This is a genomic window from Hymenobacter mucosus (assembly GCF_900188255.1).
Classification (GTDB): Bacteria; Bacteroidota; Bacteroidia; order Cytophagales; family Hymenobacteraceae; genus Hymenobacter; species Hymenobacter mucosus.
Genome location: NZ_FZNS01000016.1, coordinates 1 through 18,951 on the forward strand (window position 1 = coordinate 1; position 18,951 = coordinate 18,951).

Annotated in this window: 16 protein-coding genes; 10 read left to right on the top strand and 6 right to left on the bottom strand. The window is 53.0% G+C overall.

The genetic code is table 11. The features are described from left to right. Nucleotides 1-259: 259 nt before the first annotated feature. The 6 genes from CHB83_RS21485 to CHB83_RS21510 form a co-directional block, all read right to left on the bottom strand. On the bottom strand, nucleotides 260-2,329 hold the full coding sequence (locus CHB83_RS21485; RefSeq protein ID WP_089334230.1) for a toprim domain-containing protein: 2,070 nt from the start codon (nucleotides 2,327-2,329) through the stop codon (nucleotides 260-262). A 129-nt stretch (nucleotides 2,330-2,458) separates the two neighbouring features. After that, nucleotides 2,459-5,266 (bottom strand): DUF3945 domain-containing protein, encoded by a 2,808-nt coding sequence (locus tag CHB83_RS21490; protein WP_179225600.1) that lies wholly within the window; start codon nucleotides 5,264-5,266, stop codon nucleotides 2,459-2,461. A gap of 114 nt (nucleotides 5,267-5,380) precedes the next feature. Continuing rightward, entirely contained in the window at nucleotides 5,381-5,824 is a 444-nt protein-coding gene (locus tag CHB83_RS21495; protein ID WP_089334232.1) for a helix-turn-helix domain-containing protein, read from the bottom strand. Between the two features lies 1 nt (nucleotide 5,825). Next, complete coding sequence (mobC, locus tag CHB83_RS21500) at nucleotides 5,826-7,835, bottom strand: conjugal transfer protein MobC (protein ID WP_089334233.1); 2,010 nt, start codon at nucleotides 7,833-7,835, stop codon at nucleotides 5,826-5,828. 40 nt (nucleotides 7,836-7,875) lie between these two features. Then, complete coding sequence (locus tag CHB83_RS21505) at nucleotides 7,876-8,718, bottom strand: relaxase/mobilization nuclease domain-containing protein (RefSeq protein ID WP_089334234.1); 843 nt, start codon at nucleotides 8,716-8,718, stop codon at nucleotides 7,876-7,878. Beyond that, nucleotides 8,715-9,035, bottom strand: a complete 321-nt coding sequence (locus CHB83_RS21510; protein WP_089334235.1) for a plasmid mobilization protein — start codon at nucleotides 9,033-9,035, stop codon at nucleotides 8,715-8,717. Before CHB83_RS21510 ends, CHB83_RS21505 begins: the two co-directional genes overlap by 4 nt. A gap of 754 nt (nucleotides 9,036-9,789) precedes the next feature. On the opposite strand from CHB83_RS21510, the gene CHB83_RS21515 reads away from it, so the two are divergent. From CHB83_RS21515 to CHB83_RS21555, 10 genes are all read left to right on the top strand, one after another. Further along, nucleotides 9,790-10,605: a ParA family protein gene (locus CHB83_RS21515; RefSeq protein WP_089334236.1), complete on the top strand. Its 816-nt coding sequence runs from the start codon at nucleotides 9,790-9,792 to the stop codon at nucleotides 10,603-10,605. Between the two features lie 235 nt (nucleotides 10,606-10,840). Continuing rightward, nucleotides 10,841-10,975, top strand: coding sequence for a hypothetical protein (locus tag CHB83_RS24265; RefSeq protein WP_262490743.1), 135 nt, complete (start codon nucleotides 10,841-10,843; stop codon nucleotides 10,973-10,975). Next, nucleotides 10,957-11,274 carry a hypothetical protein gene (locus CHB83_RS23655; protein WP_143437238.1) on the top strand — a complete coding sequence of 106 codons (318 nt, stop codon included), beginning with the start codon at nucleotides 10,957-10,959 and terminating at the stop codon, nucleotides 11,272-11,274. Before CHB83_RS24265 ends, CHB83_RS23655 begins: the two co-directional genes overlap by 19 nt. Nucleotides 11,275-11,303: 29 nt before the next feature. Beyond that, entirely contained in the window at nucleotides 11,304-13,193 is a 1,890-nt protein-coding gene (locus tag CHB83_RS21525; protein WP_089334238.1) for a histidine kinase dimerization/phosphoacceptor domain -containing protein, read from the top strand. A gap of 33 nt (nucleotides 13,194-13,226) precedes the next feature. After that, nucleotides 13,227-13,973 carry a LytR/AlgR family response regulator transcription factor gene (locus CHB83_RS21530; RefSeq protein ID WP_089334239.1) on the top strand — a complete coding sequence of 249 codons (747 nt, stop codon included), beginning with the start codon at nucleotides 13,227-13,229 and terminating at the stop codon, nucleotides 13,971-13,973. A gap of 154 nt (nucleotides 13,974-14,127) precedes the next feature. Beyond that, entirely contained in the window at nucleotides 14,128-15,090 is a 963-nt protein-coding gene (locus tag CHB83_RS21535; RefSeq protein WP_089334240.1) for a prolipoprotein diacylglyceryl transferase, read from the top strand. 69 nt (nucleotides 15,091-15,159) lie between these two features. Next, nucleotides 15,160-15,480, top strand: coding sequence for a DUF4134 domain-containing protein (locus CHB83_RS21540; protein WP_089334241.1), 321 nt, complete (start codon nucleotides 15,160-15,162; stop codon nucleotides 15,478-15,480). A gap of 12 nt (nucleotides 15,481-15,492) precedes the next feature. Next, nucleotides 15,493-15,822: a DUF4133 domain-containing protein gene (locus CHB83_RS21545; RefSeq protein WP_089334242.1), complete on the top strand. Its 330-nt coding sequence runs from the start codon at nucleotides 15,493-15,495 to the stop codon at nucleotides 15,820-15,822. A gap of 35 nt (nucleotides 15,823-15,857) precedes the next feature. After that, a complete protein-coding gene (locus CHB83_RS21550) occupies nucleotides 15,858-18,359 on the top strand; it encodes a TraG family conjugative transposon ATPase (protein WP_089334243.1) in 2,502 nt (833 codons plus the stop codon). Nucleotides 18,360-18,378: 19 nt separating this feature from the next. Next, entirely contained in the window at nucleotides 18,379-18,939 is a 561-nt protein-coding gene (locus tag CHB83_RS21555; protein ID WP_143437239.1) for a hypothetical protein, read from the top strand. Nucleotides 18,940-18,951: the final 12 nt, after the last annotated feature.

Sequence of the window (18,951 nt, forward strand, 5' to 3'; positions counted from 1 at the left end):
ATGTCAGGGCCGAAGCCCCGCATTTAGGGATAGTTGGTGACCTCGTTTCCTTTTCTGGCTACCCTTCTACGAAAGGCACTGTAATCATACAAGGGATAGGAAGGGAGCGACCATTGGGAGCTGTCCGCTAGGACCGAAGCGAAGCGGAGCCCTGGATAGCCCGGCCACCGCACGAACCAAAGCAGAACCCAAAAAAAGACCCTTACCACATCGGCAAGGGTCTTTTTCTTAAAAGAACAAAAGGGGAAAAAGCGAAGAATTAGAGCCTGGGGCCACGTTTGCGCACGTCCTGTGCTGGCGGCTCCGGCTTCTGCTGCACCTGCCGTGAAGGGGCTACGGCGGGCGTGGTGAGCACCTGCACCGCCTGCCGTAGCTGCTGCGCGGCGGGGCTTTCGTTGAGCGCGGGCGACTTATCGAGCTTGGCCATAACCTTGTTCAGTTGCTCTTGGTCAGCGCCTTTAATTTCCGGCTGTCGAATTAGAACCTTGCTCAACTGTTGCAAGAATGCAGCCTCCAAGCCCGCGCCACTATCGCGCAATTCCTTAGCCAGTGGACTAGCGGCCCGCACGAACGACAAGCGGGCTTGGTCATGGGCCGGTGAATCGCTGGGCTGAATCTGTGGGCCTGCCTGCTGCTTCTGCTGCTCGGCCTGCTGCTGGGTGGCGACTAGCTGCCGGCGTTCCGTGGCATCCTGCACTGGCTCATTAATGGTGGCCCTGGGGTTGGTGGCTAGGTTGTCGAGGGCGGCACTAATAGCGGGGAGTTGGGGTGAATCTATCCGGTATCGTAGGGTTAGCTCGGTAGCTATTTCGCGGGGAACGTTGCTATCTAATCTCGTCGCGTGGGCGATGCGCAGGCCCGCTTTCTCTAGGTCTTGCTGTACGGTGTTCAGCTGTAATATATCATTGCGGCCCTCGCGGAATTCTACCGTAACTAGGCGCTCCCCCTTCTCGCGGGCTTCGGCCTGGGCCTGCTGCTCCGTGGCTTTACCTACTTGGTTCTCATTTACGCCGCCAAGCTCTCGCTTGACTACCTTTTGCATCTGCTCCTGCTTCAAGTCCTCGTTCCAATCTTTGCCCTGGCTCTTTACCAGTTCAATTTTCTGGTCATACTGCAAGTGCTGACCGATGGCTTGGTTGAAGGCACCAAGTGCCTCCCGGTTCATTGGAACATGAAACTGATAAGTGTTCGGGTATTGTCTGGCCGAACTAATTAGCTCGTCGCGCAGGGTCTGCGGTATCGCTGGTGAAACTGGCTCGCCGCTTTCCCGGTGGTACTGGTCCGTGATTTTCGCATTGAACACTTTGAGCTGTTGGCTCACCGCCTGGACGCTGGGTAAGTTGGCTGTGTTGATTTCCACGGTCAGCAGGTGCGGGTGCTCCCGAACTACTTTCATCGGGTTTTGCTCACTGGCGAAGCCAGCTAGCAGCCTGGTATCAAAGTGGTGGCCCTGGGTGTCGTTATCAAAAGCTGACTTGATGGCGGGTATCCTTTCCTCACCCATCAGCCGCTTCATTTCAAAAATCTTATTCTGTGTTAGCGTGCCCGACGTGGACGCATACAAGGCCCGTTCTCCGGGGTGCATCTGTGCGTAGGACAGCGTATCAATGGCGGATTCACTAACGACGAGGTGAGTTGGCGGCTTCCCTTCAGGTAGCTTGCTCAACCACAACGAGCGGGCAAACTGGCTCTCCGGCGCTTGCCCTTTGAAGCCTTGGCCTTTCAGCTCTAGGCCCACTATCCGGCCCTCATGGTAAGAGGGAAAAGCCGTGTTTACAAACGTCTTTGCGGGCATCCCCTCGCGCTGCACGGTATGAAGCTGGTTCAGGATGCGGCCCGCAAATTGCGGATTCTGCAACGTGGTTTTGGTAATACCTCGGCTTTCTAGGTAGGCCGTATTTTCCAGCGGGCGGCAGTCCTTAGTTAAGATGCTTTGAAACTTCTCGCCTGGGGCGGTTTCACTAATTGGGGGCAACGTGAGCTTGGGGCGTTCGGCCTCGGGCAAGTTTAGGTAAGCTCGGAAGTGGTCATTTACACTCTGCCATAAGTTGCGGCCGGGTAGCTGCTCGATACCGGCGATGCGGCCCGTGCTCACCCGGTTTTTCATCCAGTCAACCACACTACCCTTGTCCCTATCGTCCTGGCTGTTGAAATACATCCAATCCCCTCCCCTACCCTTGAACACGACGAGCTTATCATCACCCTCGAAAACATGCCACTTGCCTTTCGCTAAGTCCTCACCTTTTTGCAGCGTGTAACCATAGTGAGTAAGCAATTCGGGAAGTTCTACGCGCTCCTTGATTTGCTGAAAAGTTAGGTCGTGTTCCATTGTAGTACGTGGTAATCGTTGGGTCTTGCTGCACTCGGTGTGTGCGGTAGTAGGGAAAATATAGAAGCCCGAAAGATGGGCTTTCGGGCTTCTGAGGTCAGAAAACTTGGCCTACGATGGCCGGGTAGTTTAGAGCCGTGGGCCGCGTACCTTGGGCTTAGGTGCTTCTACTGTTGGCACTTCCGTTTTGACAGTTTTCGTAGTGGACTGCGCAACTTCTGTCGTCTGCTTTTGCATGGGCTGCTCGGGAGTGGGCTTTACAACGATGCTGGCCTTAGAGGCTACTATTTGAGCCGTTCCATCGTACGGCTTGCCTCCATCCCCTCGCGCCATGTTGGAAAGAGCAACGGCTTTGCCTTCGCGCAAATCCTTACTCTGTTCGGGTGTCAACTTAACGCCTGCGATGGTGTCCTTGATTGACACCTTGTTTTCCGGCAATACTACAACCTTATTCATCTCTTTGTCAATGCCTACATAGCCATTGTAGGTATTACCTTTTTCATCCTTTAGCCCGCGTACCAAGCCCGCGGTGCCTTCGGTTTCAAGTTGCTTGCGCTGCTCCGGGGTGAATGGCTGACCGCCTATCTCGTTGGGAATTTCGAGCTGACGCTTGGGCAACTCCATTTTAAGAGTAGCGGAACCGTTGGCCTCCCGATGCAAAACCATCTTAGCATCAAATTTCACCGGCTCCTGCCCTTCCTTGCCGCTGGCCTGCATGGCCAGCAAGTCGGTTTTCTCTCCTTTAAGCAGTTTTTCCATCTGACCACTGGCTTTCAAATCGGCCACCGTCAAGCCCATTGTAGCGAGTACCTTTTGAGGAATGTCGGCCTCCGTGAATTTGGGAGCCCGGGCGGGCACGGTGGGCTGCTGGGTTGGAGCTGCGGCGGGAGCGGCTACGCTCGGGCTGGTTGCGGCGGGGGTAACTACTGCGGGGGCTGGTATAACCTGCTCGGCGCGGGTGCCCTGCTTTAGCTGGTCGCTTGGGGTAGCGTTACCGGCAAGTCTGGTCAACCGTTGCTGCAACTCCTGGCGGGTCTTGTCATAATCGACCTCCAACGACTGGCGGGTTTTCGGGGCTCCGTTTAGCTGGGCGTAAAAGTTTTTCAGAAAGGCTGAAACCGGGTTGCCGCTGGTGTCAATATCAAGCAGGCTCTTGCCTTCCTGAATAACTTCCTCCTTCGTGATGCCCCGCTGCTTGGCCACCTGGCCTACGCGCTCAATTCCTGCCTCCTGCTGTACTTGCTCCGGGCCGGTGAGAGCTTGCTTCGGCGCTTGGCTGAGCTGGGCGCTCAGTGCGTCCCATTGCTTTACGCCGAACGCTTCCTTAACGGAATAGCCCAAATCGGTAGCTTGGTCCTGGCCATCCACCCCAATACTGCGGCGACGAGCGGCAACCTGCTCCGGGGTATCTACTACCTCGACGCCGTTGCCTACCCGTTTTAAGCCCTGAATGGTGCCTTCTAGCTTGGCCAGGTCGGGGCTGGCCGGGTCGTAGCTTACGCCGAAACTGCCGCTTAGCTTACCATCTGCTCCCCGGTCAAACTTCATGGGGCCAACCGCTACTCCTGAATCTTTGAGCTGGTCTAGGTAGGCCCGCATTTCTAGTAGCGGTGCTACTCCCTCGCCCTGCTGCTTCCACTTGATTTGTAGCTCACCGGCTGCCGACTGCTGCTCGGCTTCGGCTGGTGCTGCGGCCACTTTAGGTGCTGGCTGCTGCTCTCCTACTCCCAGCTTAGTAACTGCTTCATCGCGCAACGCATCGGCTTTCTCAGCCTTGCTAGTTGAAGGTCCGTTCATAGCTTGGTCGGCAACGGTTTCTAGTTTGGCCTCAGCTGCATTGCGCGTGGCCCCGGTAGTGGTGGCTACCTCGCTGGCCAACTCCGCTGCCTGTGCGGTTAGCTGCGATTGCTGGGCTTGAGCGGCGGTAGTCGGCAAAGGAGATACGTTCGGGGCTTCCTGAATCAGTTGCTCCCGGCTCACGCCCTGGTATTGGGTAACCTGCTCTACGCGCACCGCGGCGGCGCTCTGCTGCGCTTGCTCCGGGCCGGTCAGATTCTCCGATGGCACGGTGGTTAAACGGGCATTCATTCTTTCCCACTGCTTAGAGTTGAACGCATCCACTACCTGTGCTGCACCCGGCATCACCTTCTGCTGGTCGTCGGGGCTGAGGGAGTTCCAACGATTAACGGTCTGGTCGTACTTCTCCACTACTTCAACCCCGTTTTTCACCTGATGAATAGCTTGCAGGGTGCTTTCCAATTGCAAAAGCAGGGGGCTTTTGGGGTCGTACGTCACGTCAAAGCTGCTGCTCAGCTTCCCATCTGGCTGCTGCCCGAAACTCATGGCTCCTACGGCAATCCCGGCCTTATCAAGCTGGGCTACATAGGCGCGTAGCTCCAACATGGGCGCTACCTCTTTATCCTGCTGCCTCCACCTGATTTGTAGCTCGCCGGCTGCTGAATCAGTATTGTTCGGGGCCTGGGTAGTAGGCGCGTCCTGAATAGGTTGGTACTCAGGGATAGAAACCCGATAGTTTGCTCCCTCGGGGCCTTGTGGCCTGTAAGCAAAGCTGGCTCTGCCCTGCTCTGTCATTTTCCAGCTCTCCCCCTGGCGCTCGAAGATGGCGGGCTTGTTGGTGTGTACAAATTCCTCACCTGACGTGGGCGCACCGTTCAAGTGGAACATCGGCCGCATGGTGGCATGGTAGCCGTTTATGAGTTGGGCATCGGCTCCGGGTAGGTGAGTAGCCTCGGCCCGATTGGGGTTGTTAGGGTCCACCTTCAACTGAAAGAGGCTGTAAGCGGCCTGGGTGTTGCTTAATAGTGTGGGGTCAATTTCGCCTTTAGGATTTGGCAGACCATTTAGATAGATAACCTGCGGGGCTGCTGGGGTAGGCGCTACGGCCTCCGGGGTGGATACTACTTCCTGCTCTGCCATTGGAAAAGTTGGGTTTATGTGAATAGGATAGGCGTAGAAAAAAGAAAGGCAGGAACCGCTACGGCTCCTACCCATCAATATACGGCTTATTGAAAACAGAACGTAATATTGATTTTAGGAAGTACGAAAGTGCGCTCCTATCAGTTCTTTAATTTCATTCATTTTAGCCTCTAGCTTCTCGTCAACGGCTATTATGTGGCGGTCTAAGGTCTTCTGAACAGCCGCCCGGATTGGCTCGGGAGCCTTTTTTGTCACTTCATCCATTTGAAGCTTTCCAACTCGTCCATTATGCTTGGTTAAGACCCAATTCAGGTTGTAGCCCTCGGCCTCGTAGACGCCCATTACTTTCAGCCAGTTTTCAATCTTCCCTCCTTCTCCTTGCTCAATCCGCCAAATGATATTCTGCGTTAGGCCGGTCCTTTTGGCTACGGCGGCCTGCGTCCATTCAGCCTCGCCGTAGTGCTTCCCCAATTCCTCACGAATAATGGCCAACCGTTTACCTACACGCTGGCTATTTGGAGCGCTGTTCTTTGGGCTGGGCGCGTCGGCTTCTTTCATTTTACTTTTCGGCTTTCTCTTTGATGAGGTGCTTTAGGTCAGGGTCGCTTTTGATTCGGGTCAACTCCCGCGCACAAAGGTCTTTAACGTCAGTTTTGATTTGCCTGAAGTTGGCCTGTATCATTTCGTCTGCCTCGTCCTTGCCAGTAGCAGGGTTTATGAAGCTGGTAATGTCGGGAATTGGCTGGTAGTTTTTCGCCTCAGCAGTGACAGTTTTAATGTCAACTTGAATTTTAGCATGAAAAACTTTCTGCTCTATTTCCTCCCCGAAGTTATCCGCCACGGCCCCAACAAAGTTGCCCTGGGTTAGATTAGCAATCGTGCTTGCCGGAATCATGCTATCCATCTGAGTAGATAGGCTGGTGCTGGTTTCGCGCATATTGATACTGAGGCTCTGGCGCTTTTGCAGAATCTTACCGAACCGCTCACTCAGCCATTTGCCACTGTTCCCGGATACTTGGCCGCTGAAAACGTTGCCTACTGTGTTCTTGATTACCTCGGCTTCCTTCTGGCCGTAGTCGCGCTCTAGCTGGGAGAAGTCCTGGAAACCTAAGCAGGTCGAAACCTTATTGCTCCGGGCCGTGGCTATCAGGTTATCCAGCCCTTTGAAGTAGATGGTGGGCAGCTCGTCGATGATGATAGAAGATTTCCGTTTGCCCTTCTTGTTTACCAGCTTCACCAAGCGGGCGTTGTAAAGCCCAAGTGCGGCACCGTAGATGGCTTGGCGATCCGGGTTGTTGCCTACGCACAACACTTTGGGTTCCTCGTTGCTGTTAATGTCGAGCGTAAAGTCATTGCCACTCATTACCCAATAGAGCTGCGGGCTGGCCAACCTACCCAACGGAATACGAGCACTGGCAATCTGTCCCTCTAGCTGCTCTATCGCGTCCTTCTGGAAGGCCGAAACGAACGGCTTTACTAAGTTTTCAATCTCGGGGTAAGAGGCCAGTACGGGAAAGATTTCTTCGTAGTCCCGGCTTAGAAATTCTATGACGTGGGGGAAGGTGCAATACTTGCCTTTCTCGAACAGCTTTAGAAACCAGATGATAGCGGCTACAAAGTTGATCGGGCTTTCTACAAAGAAGTCGCCTTGCTTGCTAATCCAGCTCTTATTGAGGTTTAGCATGATGGTAGATGCACTCTCGTAGGCATCTACAATGTCAGTCATCATTTCGGGCAACAGCGGATTGCAGCGGTGGCTTTTGCGCGGGTTGTCGAAGTTGATAACGTAGAAGCCCACCGGCTTGTCGAACTTGTCTTGGTGCTTTAGCAGCGTATTGTAGCATATGCGACTCAGGTCGTCAAACTTGTAATCGTAGATATACATACAGAAGCCCTTGGCCAGGTGCTGCCGGATGAACTCATTTATCACGGCGAAGGACTTACCGCTACCGGGAGTACCAAGGACCATTGTGGCCCGGAACGGATTTACTACGTTCAACCAGCCCTGGCGCTTTTTGCCTCGCAGCTGATATTCTGTGCGCAGGTTCACCGAAAACTCGTTTTGCATAAGCCGTTCCTCCTGGGGGAACGACTCATTTTCCTTGTTGAAAATATCTTTCATCAAGTCGTTGTTGAATAGGCGGCTCAGCCAGTTACCCGCGCTCAGCAGCAACAGAAAGCCCACGGCAAGCAACAACGAGTAAAGAGCAGTGGCGACCAGCGGCGACATAGCAATGCTGCGGATAAGGTCAGAGCCGTAAATCAGGGTTAAGCCGATGATGCCATATCCTGCCACGGAAATACCCTTGACGTTTTCATCCTTCCGGCCTTTGGTGCCAAGGCAGCTCAGCAACAGGAAAACCACGGCTAGCGTTTTACTCACCCAGCTAGCCTTGAACAAGAATGAGTTTTTGGTAAGCTGGCCCATAATGCGCTCCACCACGGCCGCGCTCCATCCCATCAAACTAAAGTAGCCGTAGCAGTAGTAGTAGATGTTTATGCCTATCAGCACAATGGCAAAGAGCCGCATAAACTCCATTATCTTTTTAAGTGCCTTCTCGTCCTCCATGATACTACTATTAAATGGGGTGGATTAAATAAGTACAATTCTATAATCGTGTGCCTCGCGGCCTCTGCTTGGGGGCGGTCTTGGCCTCGTCCTCGTCCTCGCTGCTAGGTGTTGGCAGCGTGGGCACTTGCTGCTGGCTAGCCGGGAACATCTCGCGGAGCTGGGCCGCTTTGAACCCGACTTGTTGGCCGGTTACTGCTACTCCTTCTAGCTCGAAGCTAACGCCGCGTAGGATGCCGCCTTTGTCGTGGCGGTATCGAGTAGCAATACCTCTTTGCTCTAACTGCTCTTGCAGCCACTGCGGGCCGCTATTAGCGGGCTGGGCTACGAGCTGCTTTACTGCCTCGCGTACCAGTTCTCGGGTTGCCTGTTTGATGGGGTCCACATCGGCCAAACTCTGCCGGCGTTCGGGTATCGGCTGCATCCCTAGCTCCTGGCTTATCTGCTTGGTGATGGCTGGCTGACGGTAGAAATTATTATCAGTCCGTAGGGCTGGGCCTCCGTCAATCGGCACTCGGTTTAGGTAGATATGAACGTGGGCGTGCTGCTTATCCCGGTGCTCATAAACGACTACCTGGTGACGGTCAATTGGGGCGCCAATTAACTCACAATAACGCCGTGCTGCGGCTACCTTTTGCTCCTGGGTTACTACCTCGTCGGCCTTCCACGAAAGCACCGTATGCCATACTGGTTTCTGTATCTTCTTGCTGATCGCGGCGGTGGCCTGCATATCCTCAGCCATTTCTTTAGGGCTACCTGGAATCACATTAGATACTACCAGTAAAGGCGCATCCTCAGGCTCTTTTCCTTTGCCACGGCGCAAGCCTGCACCATATAGTAGGGCTCCTTCAAAATCGCTGCCGGTTACTGTTTTTGCTATCATTTCAGGTAGGAGCGAATGATAGCTAAGGCTTGCTTCAAGTGGGCCTCGTCGGTGTTAAACAAGGTGCTGGACTGAACGCGCCTCGCTATCTGGTTAAGGTTGGTACCAATGCCTACGAGCTGCCGCCGTAGCTCTGGCGGCATTACTTCTTTTACCTCGCCCTGTACGCCAAGGGTGCGCAGATAATCAGAATACTTCTTGTAGCCAGCGGCCTTTGCGTTAGCTATAATTTTATTCTTCTCCTGCTCGGTTACTCGAAAATTAATTTGCTGGTCGCGGTTTGGCTCTACTGGTTCCCGGGTTGCTTCATTGGTCATAGGGGCTTTCGTTGAGTAGTGGGACTAAGCTACGTCTAAATCATCTATGAGGCTATTTTATGTCGTCTGCTTTAGCAAGCCAAGCCAAGTGAGCCTGCGAACTTGGCGGTGTCATTGTAAGATATAAACGAAGTTTGTATATACAATGACATGGCTTGCTGTACGTTTAAACGGGCTAGTAGAACGGGGGCGTTGAACAGTCGTTGAACAGTGCTAGAGCTAGAGCTTATATGAGGCTTTGGCGCTTTGAGGCTTTGAGGGTTTGAGGCTCAACATCTACTTCTACGATTATCGAAGCTACCTATTTAGACTGCACGACCGGATAATTGTCTTCTAGATATTTTGAGGCTATGATATTCTGAGGTTATGAGGCTAGGACGTTTTGAAGTTTTGAGGCTCTGAGGCTCTGAGGTTTTGAGGCCGGATAACTGAACAATATTACTGTTGAAGATGGACAACTGCTTATGAAGTTTTGAGGCTGTGATATTATGAGGCTTTGAGGCATTGGGGTTTTGAGGCTATGAAAATTTGAGGACTTGATATTTTGAGGCGATGATTTTTCGATGCTAAATATCAAAGATATTATGAGGTTTTGAGGCCATGATATTATGATATTTAGCCTCATTGACCCTTTGGTGTTTTGGGGTTAAGAGCCTATGAGGTTAAACACCAAAATATCATTGAGGCTATGAGGCTTTGAGGTTTCAAGTCAATTGCTATCTTTGTTTATCACCTATTCAAACCACCAGACCCCATGAGCGAACCAAAAGTTATCGCCTTTGCGACCCAAAAGGGCGGCGCTGGTAAGTCTACAATCAGTGTTCACGTTGCCTCGGCCCTAGCTTATGTCTATGGCTACAAAGTGGCTATTCTAGATTGTGACTACCCGCAGAACACTATTCAAGTGTACCGCAATCAAGAATTGCAGAAGGTCAAAACCGATGAAGCTTTCAAAGACCGGCTGCTCAACCAAGGCATTACCCCCTATCCGGTGAGTATTTCGAGCGTTGAAAAATCAGTTGATTCTATAGAGGCACTGGAAAAGCAAGGATACGACTTCATTTTGGTAGATACTCCGGGTACTATCAACGTTACCGGCCTTCCTGACTTGCTGCGCATGGTTCAGTACATTTTCCTGCCAATGGAAGCTGACCAAGGCACCATTGCCTCAACGGTGGGCTATATGCAGATTTTGGGTGGGTTCCTTAAATCAACTCAACCAGACCCCGACGAATCGAACCTGCTAGGTTTTTATGCTTTCTGGAACCGCTTCGTCAAGTCGGAGAAAAAATCCACTTACGATAAAATAGAGGCGTTTTTTGAAGAGAAAGGATTGCCTCTACTGCAAAGCCGGGTAGAACTGCTGATTGGCTATAAAGAAAGGCGTTCTACGATGTTCTCTCTGCCTGAACGGGAGCTAGACAAGCTGGGCATGGGCAAGCTGATAATGGAGATACTTTCTATCGTCCTCGGACCCGGGCAAGTCACTCCCTCCGGCAAAACTATTGAAATGCCTTCGGCTACTGTTACCACAAGCAGTGCGGCTACGACTTCGGACGATTCGCTATAACACGTACTGAACACCTTCTAAAAGTCCAACACACTAATGGCGAAGCCTAAAGCAAAAAGCGAAGAAGAAAAGAAAGCTGCACTAGACCAGATGCTAAGCATGGCTGCTACCAGCAACCACTTAGATAGTCCTGCTCCAACTCAGCGGAACAATAGTTCAGCAACGCAACCAGCCTCGGAAACCACTACCGGGAAAGAAGAACAAAAGGGAGAAAACGTTTCGGTGGCCCCAAGCAATGAAGCTGTTACCCCAACTACTTCAGAGCCTACTCCTGCGCCTGAAACGACAATACCAGCGCCAAAAGTTGAACCCCTCGCAGCGGCACCTGAGCCTGCACAAGCAGCCCCTCCTGTGGCGGCACCCGCTGTAGAAACTACCCCGAAAGTAGAAGCTATTCCAGAATCCACTACTGAGCCATCGACTGCTATTGAAGTGGGCAAAGTGGAGCTTGCTTCGCTCTTTACTCCCGCAGCCGATAAGAAGGTATTTACTATGCGTCTAACGGATGCTCACTATCAATACTTGCTATTGCTGGGTACTGTCGTGGGCAATGGCGCATCCCCACCTGACATAGTGCATAACCTCATTGCTCAGTTCATTGACAAGAACGACGCACAAATTCAAAAGGCAATTGCAAAACAGCTACGCCAACGTCAAGTCAAGAAATAGCTCTCTACAACGTACTTCACAATCCGCCGATGTTAAGCCTCCGAATCTGTACAGTCTTGTTGCTGGGGCTTAACGTCATAGCGAAAGGTCAGCAGTCGAGCCCTGCGATACGGTATGAGTTCCGGGATTACCCGATTGATTCCTTACGCCTGCTTAGTCGCTCAACAGCCGTACCTGATACCTTCCGGGTGTACTGCCTCAGCCGCTTAGCGGTGGAAACCAGCACGAACGACTTGTCCGGCGCCATCAGCACCGCAGAAGAAGCATTGAAACTAGCGCAGAAAATCGGGTATCGGCGGGGCCAGATGAACATCCTTCGCACGCTAGCCAACTTCAACACGGAAAGCGGCAACTACGATGAGGCCCTGGCCTACTATCAGCAAGGAGTGGACCTGGCGACTGCTCAGAACCAACCTGTGCAACTGGCTCTGCTCTATTTGAACATGGGCGCTACAGCCTCTACGACTGGTGATGCTGAGCTAAGCTTGAAATACCTTTTGCGGAGCTATCAAAATATGAAGCTCTCGGGTACCTCGCGCATTGGAGTAGAAGATTCCGCAATTGTGTTTCACAACTTGGGAAACACCTACTTTCAGCTTCACCGTTTCGACCTAGCCCGCAAGTTTGCTTTAAAGTCGGTGGCCATGTACCGGCTGATACCCAAGTCCCTTGGCGCTGGTCAAGCAAGCTTGTTAATGGGCCGCATTTATCAGCAGCAGGCCGCCACTCGTACCAATCTGGATTCAGCCAGTAAGTACCTGCATCAGACAGTTGGCTATGCTCAGCGTTCCGGCAATCCCAAAGAAGAAGCAGGGGCGCTCATCAACGTAGCGGAACTGTACCAGCAGCAGCGGAACTATCCGGCAATGCGCGACGCTGCCGCCCGCTGCCTGGAGCTAGCCAATAGGGTAGGGGCAATCCCATTTCAGGGGGCTGCCTCAACCTTGCTGGCTAAGGCATATGCGGCCTTGGGTGACTATCAGCAAGCCTATTCTTACGAGGTAGGCGCTACGGCCTTGAACCGTGTTCTGGAAGCCCAAGAAAACAAGAAAGCCCTGGCTCAGCTGCACGTCAAGTACGATGTACAAGCTCGGGAGCAACAAATCAAGCTTTTGAGGCAGCAGGCCCGCGCTGACGCTGCCTTGGTTCGGGAGCAGCAGCAACAGAAACGGGCGCTGCTCGGGGTGGCTTCCTTGCTCTTGCTAGGTTTAACGGCTGGCACCCTGCTCTACTGGCGGCTTCGTCGTAGTCGGGCGCTCTTGGCTAAGACTAATGGCTTGCTGGCCTCGGCCAATGCGGAAATTCAGGAATCAGTAACGGAAAAGGAAGTGCTGGTGCAAGAAATCCACCACCGCGTTAAAAACAACCTGCAATTGGTGAGCAGCCTGCTTTCCTGGCAAAGCAGCGCCTCGAACGACCCAACCGTTACGGCTCTAATGGCGGGCAACCAGGCTCGTATTCAGAGTATGGCCCTGGTGCACGAGTTTCTGTACCGGGCGGAAAACCTAGCTCAGATTCGGCTTGACTCGTACCTCGCAGAGTTGCTGCCTGCGCTCCGTCTATCCTTGGCTACTCCCCATCGGCAGATAGAGCTATCTACGGACTTGGCTCCAGTCGCCATGTGCGCCAAGGACGGTAGCGCGTTTGGATTGCTGGTCAGCGAAATAGTAACCAACGCCTATAAGCACGCCTTTCGTGAGCAGGCCGCGGGCCACCTGCATATCGCCCTGAAAGGCGTTTCAACCAAAGGATTTCACTTAACGGTAACGGATAATGGCGCTGGCTTGCCTGCCACTGGCTTCGAGGGCCAGGGGCTCGGTATGCAGATTGTGCGCAAGCTGGCCAAGCAGTTGAAAGCAACCGTCACCGCTTCCCCCAACGTACCCACCGGCACCTGCATCGAAATTTTTCACCCTTGATGACTATCCATTTCCTTTTTAAACGCCGACCTAATGGCTACTATCCTCATTGTTGAAGATGAAGTATTGATTGCGGACGAAATACAGCGGGCTTTGATCCGACTAGGTCATAATGCCTTAGAGCCAGTTGATAATAGCGATGATGCGCTGGCCACCTTAGCTGAGCAGCAAGTAGAACTGGTATTGATGGACGTGAATATTCAGGGTGATACCGATGGTATTGCGACAGCTATCCTGGTACGTCGTCAGTTTGCCATTCCGGTAGTGTTTCTCACAGCCCGTTCTGATTCGGCTACCCTCAACCGGGCCAAGGTAGCGCAGCCTTTCGGCTTCCTGCTCAAGCCTTTCACCGATGATTCGCTACGGGCTCAACTGGAAATGGCCCTGTATAATGCCTACGAAGTTCCCCCGCCAAGAACTGCAGCCAGTGAGGAAATGGCAACCTCAGCCCCAAATACTACTCAGTTTGCCCGGCATTTCTTTGTCCGTCATGGCTCGGGGCACGTCCGGGTAGCAGTGAGCGATATACTGTACTTCGAGGCCCTGCAAAACTACGTCCGCCTGCACACGGCTACCAGCAGCTACGTGTTTGACTCCACCTTGAAGGAGCTAGAGCAAAAGCTACCGCCCTGCTTCTTCAAAACCCACCGCTCCCACATCGTCAACCTGGACCATGTGCAAGCCTATGTCGAGGGCTGCGTACTGCTCGGCAAAGAGTATATCCCCGTTAGTCGGGCCTGCAAAGAGGAATTGAAGAACCGTATCCACCTGCTTGGGTAGCGTTTTTCCTCATTCGTGACTGATTGGCCATTACCGTTCGTGTAGTGGATTTGCAGCTCACCACCCAATTTCTGCCATTCATCAAATACTCTGGCTCTGGCTGAATCCTGACTCTAGCTTAGTAGTGGGGATTCAGCCACTGCTTTATACTGCTATGCTTAGTCAATATTCCTGGGGCCAGTTTTTCGTGTTCGTGCTGGTATTACTGGTACTCTACTACTTGGTAGTAGGATTTCTCTATTACCGCGATGACTTTTCTGACCTTCTAAAAGGAAAGAAGGTAAGCGGCGGACCTCAACTGGCAGGCGCGGCCCCTGGCACTACGGCCGCTGCGCCACCGTCCCTTGTGCGGCCAAAGTCAGCCTTCGTGGCTACGCCTACGGCCACTGAATCGGCAGCCGGTACGGCGGAAGCAGACGCAACTACTGAAGCGCCCGAAGCTGGGGCGGCAGAGAACCTACCCGAAGGCGCAGCGGCGGTAGTAGGAGGGGAGCTGCCCGATTCCACAGCCAGGGCAACCGGTCGGGATGATAGCGAAGATGATGGTGGACCAATGGACGCGGCGGCATCAGTGGCCGGAGCCACGGACGAGGCCATAGCAGCCGACGAATCCCGGCAAGAGCAGGAGGACCGCCCAAATCCGCAGCTAGAGGCGCTGATTCGCAGAAAGGCCCACCAAATGCCCGTTGATAATACTGAGGCTGAGGCTAATGGTGTGGATAAGGATGGTGCTAGCACAACTGCAGGCCAAGAAAGACTGGTTGAGGACACCAATAAGACGGATACAAATGCTGAAGCTAAGCACCACGCCATCGAGGTATCTGCTATTGAGCCTGAGATAGTGTACCAGCCTGCCGTCGCTGGCAGCTATGAGCCTCTAGCTGATTTTGGGGAGCCTCTGGCCGAATTTGAGGAATTGGTAGCGACGAAAGCAGACGTTGCCCCTGTCGAAATGGAAGAGCTGTTTGCAGTTGAAACAGTGGCCGCATTCGTGGCTCAGTTGCAGGCAGGAGAGCAGCCACAGGGACCTGCTGCTTTAGCGGATACTACTCTAGGCGAGCAATGGGCTCTCCGAACCAAGGAAACCAGCAATGAAATAGCGAGCCTGTTCGCGTAGCAATCCTTTAGTCATCTCATAACCAGATTATTAAACCTTTTTCTTTCCCTCATCCAATCTTTTACGACCATGAAAAAGAAGCAGATTCTCACGTCAATTGCTATCCTCGGGCTCATGCTCTGCACTCAAGCTGTATTTGCTCAAGGCGGCGGCGCAGCTGGTGGTGCCAGCGGCATTCAGGATGCCACTACTCAGGTTACCAACTATTTCGACCCGCTTACCAAGCTCATGTATGCAATCGGGGCTGTTCTTGGTCTGATCGGCGCTATCAAGGTGTATAGCAAGTGGAACGCAGGCGACCAAGACACGCAGAAAACGGCGGTATCGTGGTTCGGCTCTATGATTTTCCTGGTACTGGTAGCAACGGTAGTTCGCTCGTTCTTCCTGTAAGCCTACGCCGCCATGCCTCAATACAACCTGAATCGCGGCATTAATAAGCCTTGGGAGTTCAACGGGCTTATTGGAGGCAATGTATACTACTTGGTAGCAGGCATCGGCTTGGTGTTCGCGGCCTTCGTGACCATGTATCTACTGGGTACTCCGCTGCTGCTGACGGTAGTGATAACGCTCGTGCTGGGTGGGGGTATGTGGGCCGGGGTATTCGCCTTAAATACGAAATACGGGGAGCACGGCATGATGAAAGCCGGTGCTCGGCGCTCAGCGCCAAAGCGAATTACGAATCGGCAGAGTCGCTTATTCCAAAATTTGAACGAGGACCGGACCGGGCGCTAGTAGCGCCCGGTCTTAGGTTATTACCGATTTATTATATGAGCAGTAAAATACTTCCGTCCGCCTCGCTCGAATCCAAGCAGCCGATTTATAAGATTGAGAAGGATTGCCTCATCTCGAAGAACGCCGATGTAACGGTGGCCTTCCGGCTGGAGCTACCGGAGATTTTTACGCTCTCGCGTGAAGACTATGCGCAGCTACAACAGGCCTTTGTAAAAGCGGTGCGCTTGCTGCCTGACCACTGCGCGGTCCACAAGCAGGATTGGTTTGTAGAGGATAAGTATGCGCCCGGCTTTGAAACGGATAGAACGCTACTCTCCGCGGCCTATGAGCGGCACTTTTTCGAGCGCCCGTTTCTCAACCACTACTGCTACCTATTCATTACTAAAATGTCCTCGGAGCGTCCCAACTGGAACAGTGCTTCGGGGCTCCTGGCCCGGCGTAACATCGTGCCCAAGGATATGCTCGATGTAAAGGTGATGGAAGCCTTTTTTGACAACGTAGGGCAGTTCGTGCGTACGTTGGAAGGAGTAGGCCCCACGAATGCCCCCTACATCAAATCTCACCGGCTCACCTCCGACGAGTTGGCCGGCACCCCGGAAAAAGCGGGCTTGCTGGAAAAGTATTTTGCGCTCAACCTATCTGAGCAGGCCCAACAAGTAGACTTGGACCTAACCGAAGGGTTGAAGGTGGGCCAGCAAATCTGCAACATGTTTTCGGTGGCGAATCTGGATGATTTGCCGCTGGGCGTGGAATCGGATATTCGCTACGAGCAGCTGAGCACCGAATACACCGACTTCCCGATTTCCTTTGCGGCCCCCCTGGGCCTGCTGCTGGGTACTAGCCATATCCTGAATCAATATGTATTCCTGGATAATACGGCTAAGACGCTTAAAACCTTCGAGCAAAAGAAGGACCGGCTTAACTCGCTCTCGCTCTACTCGCGGCAAAACACGGTCAACTATCAATTCTATCAAGACTACCTCAATGAAGCGGTAGCGGACAAGCGCCGGCCGGCGCGGGTGCATGTCAATGTACTGACCTGGGCCGAAAGTGAAGATGAGCTGACCGAAACCCGCAAGCTGATCAATGCAGCCTTCAACACCATGAACTGCAAGCCTCGGCAAAACACGGTGGACATTGCCGCTTTGTATTGGGGTGGGGTGCCGGGTAACGCGGGCGACTTCCCATCGGAAGAAACCTTTTACACCTTCATCGAGCAGGCCGTTTGCTTTTGGGCCACCGAAACCAACTACCGGAGTACCGGCGCGACGAAGGGCATTAAGCTTTCCGACCGCCTATCCGGTAAGCCGGTGCAAGTGGATTTGTCGGATGAGCCGATGAAAAAGCAAATCATCTTCAACCGCAACAAATTTATCCTGGGGCCTTCGGGCTCGGGCAAGTCGTTTTTCACGAACCATATGGTTCGCCAGTACTACGAGCAAGGGGCGCACGTCTTGTTGGTCGATACGGGTAACTCCTACAAGGGCCTCTGTGAGCTGAAAGGCGGCGTGTACTTCACCTATGAAGAAGATAACCCGATTGCCTTTAATCCCTTCCTGGTGTCGGGTAAGCTGGACGTAGAAAAGAAGGAAAGCATCAAAACGCTGCTGCAAGCTCTCTGGAAGAAGGACGACGAGAATGTAAGCCAATCGGAGTACGTTTCGCTCTCTACGGCCGTGAGCTTGTACTACGTGATGCTGGAAGAAAACCCGGCTGTTAAGCCTAGCTTCAACACGTTCTATGACTTCGTAAAAGGCCCTTACTCGGAAATTCTGCGCGAAGAAAAAGTACGCGAAAAGGACTTTGATATAGACAATTTCCTATACGTCCTAAAGCCCTACTATAAGGGTGGGGAGTACGATTACCTGCTCAACTCGCCTAAAGAGTTGGACTTGGTGAATGAGCCCTTTATCGTATTCGAGCTGGACAACATAAAGGATCATCCGATCCTGTTCCCGGTGGTTACCCTCATTATCATGGAAACCTTCATCTCCAAGATGCGCAAGCTGAAAGGGGTACGGAAGATGATTTTGATTGAGGAAGCCTGGAAGGCGCTTACTACGCCGGGCATGGCAGAGTACATCAAGTACCTGTTTAAGACGGTGCGTAAGTTCTTCGGTGAGGCAATCGTAGTAACGCAGGAAGTAGATGATATTATCGGTAATGCCATTGTAAAAGATGCCATTATCAACAACTCGGACACCAAGATTCTACTCGACCAGCGCAAGTTCATCCTCAAATTCGACCAGATACAAGCGCTGCTGTCGCTGACCGAAAAGGAGAAGGCTATTATCCTCTCTATCAACCGGGACAATAAGCCCGAACGAGGCCGTTACACCGAAGTATTTATCTCCCTGGGGGGCGTGGTATCCAAGGTGTATTCCATCGAAGTTTCCAAAGAGGAATACATCACCTACTCCACGGAAGAATCGGAGAAGATGCGGCTGTTCGACAAGTTCAAGAAAACGGCCGATATGCCCACGGCAATAAAGCTGGTGGCTGCCGAACTGCGCGAAGAAGCCTTGGCCAAGCGGTAATTGAACAAAAGGGAAAAACATGAAAACGTCCTTGCTCTCTCTAGGAATGTTGCTGGCCTTGGCGGGCTGTGGCAATTCGGAATCCTCTACGCCTAGTACTGATGGTACTGCGGCCAGTGCCCCGGTAACGGCGGTAGCGGCTTCGGCCCAAGCCTCGGCGGCAACGGCGTTTGCTGATAGCGTAGCAGCGCTGCCTGGGGCTGCTGCGGCCGACGTGGCGGCGGGGCGGGCTTACGCGCAATCGGTCAGCGACTGGTACGGCAGTGAGCTTGGCTCGGGTATCAAGGAGCACCCGCTAGCTGAGGGCATTTGGCGGAACTACCGCGCCATCATTCGCAAAGTGATTACGGCGCGGCCTCTTAAAAAGCAGAAGCCCGAAGATCAGGCCAAAATATGGGACAAATACACGCCGCAATGCGAGCAGTTGGCCAAGATGCTAGTGCCCCTCACCCAAGATGAGCCCGCGCCCACGTCCGACAAAGCAGTGCCGCAAATGCAGATGGTATGGGACGGAATGCAGCACGTCCGCCTGAACGCTGAGCGTGAAATGTCCTACATCGAGCCCCTGGCGAAAAAGTAGCCGCCTAATTCC

What these genes read in the sequence shown, in the direction of transcription:
- CHB83_RS21485 (WP_089334230.1), bottom strand. Translation starts at nt 2,329, where the DNA reads ATGGAACACGACCTAACTTTTCAGCAAATCAAGGAGCGCGTAGAACTT.
- CHB83_RS21550 (WP_089334243.1), top strand. Translation starts at nt 15,858, where the DNA reads ATGAGCAGTAAAATACTTCCGTCCGCCTCGCTCGAATCCAAGCAGCCG.
- CHB83_RS21525 (WP_089334238.1), top strand. Translation starts at nt 11,304, where the DNA reads ATGTTAAGCCTCCGAATCTGTACAGTCTTGTTGCTGGGGCTTAACGTC.
- CHB83_RS21530 (WP_089334239.1), top strand. Translation starts at nt 13,227, where the DNA reads ATGGCTACTATCCTCATTGTTGAAGATGAAGTATTGATTGCGGACGAA.
- CHB83_RS24265 (WP_262490743.1), top strand. Translation starts at nt 10,841, where the DNA reads ATGAAGCTGTTACCCCAACTACTTCAGAGCCTACTCCTGCGCCTGAAA.
- CHB83_RS21490 (WP_179225600.1), bottom strand. Translation starts at nt 5,266, where the DNA reads ATGGCAGAGCAGGAAGTAGTATCCACCCCGGAGGCCGTAGCGCCTACC.
- CHB83_RS21510 (WP_089334235.1), bottom strand. Translation starts at nt 9,035, where the DNA reads ATGACCAATGAAGCAACCCGGGAACCAGTAGAGCCAAACCGCGACCAG.
- CHB83_RS21545 (WP_089334242.1), top strand. Translation starts at nt 15,493, where the DNA reads ATGCCTCAATACAACCTGAATCGCGGCATTAATAAGCCTTGGGAGTTC.
- CHB83_RS21555 (WP_143437239.1), top strand. Translation starts at nt 18,379, where the DNA reads ATGAAAACGTCCTTGCTCTCTCTAGGAATGTTGCTGGCCTTGGCGGGC.
- mobC (WP_089334233.1), bottom strand. Translation starts at nt 7,835, where the DNA reads ATGGAGGACGAGAAGGCACTTAAAAAGATAATGGAGTTTATGCGGCTC.
- CHB83_RS21540 (WP_089334241.1), top strand. Translation starts at nt 15,160, where the DNA reads ATGAAAAAGAAGCAGATTCTCACGTCAATTGCTATCCTCGGGCTCATG.
- CHB83_RS21535 (WP_089334240.1), top strand. Translation starts at nt 14,128, where the DNA reads ATGCTTAGTCAATATTCCTGGGGCCAGTTTTTCGTGTTCGTGCTGGTA.
- CHB83_RS21515 (WP_089334236.1), top strand. Translation starts at nt 9,790, where the DNA reads ATGAGCGAACCAAAAGTTATCGCCTTTGCGACCCAAAAGGGCGGCGCT.
- CHB83_RS21505 (WP_089334234.1), bottom strand. Translation starts at nt 8,718, where the DNA reads ATGATAGCAAAAACAGTAACCGGCAGCGATTTTGAAGGAGCCCTACTA.
- CHB83_RS21495 (WP_089334232.1), bottom strand. Translation starts at nt 5,824, where the DNA reads ATGAAAGAAGCCGACGCGCCCAGCCCAAAGAACAGCGCTCCAAATAGC.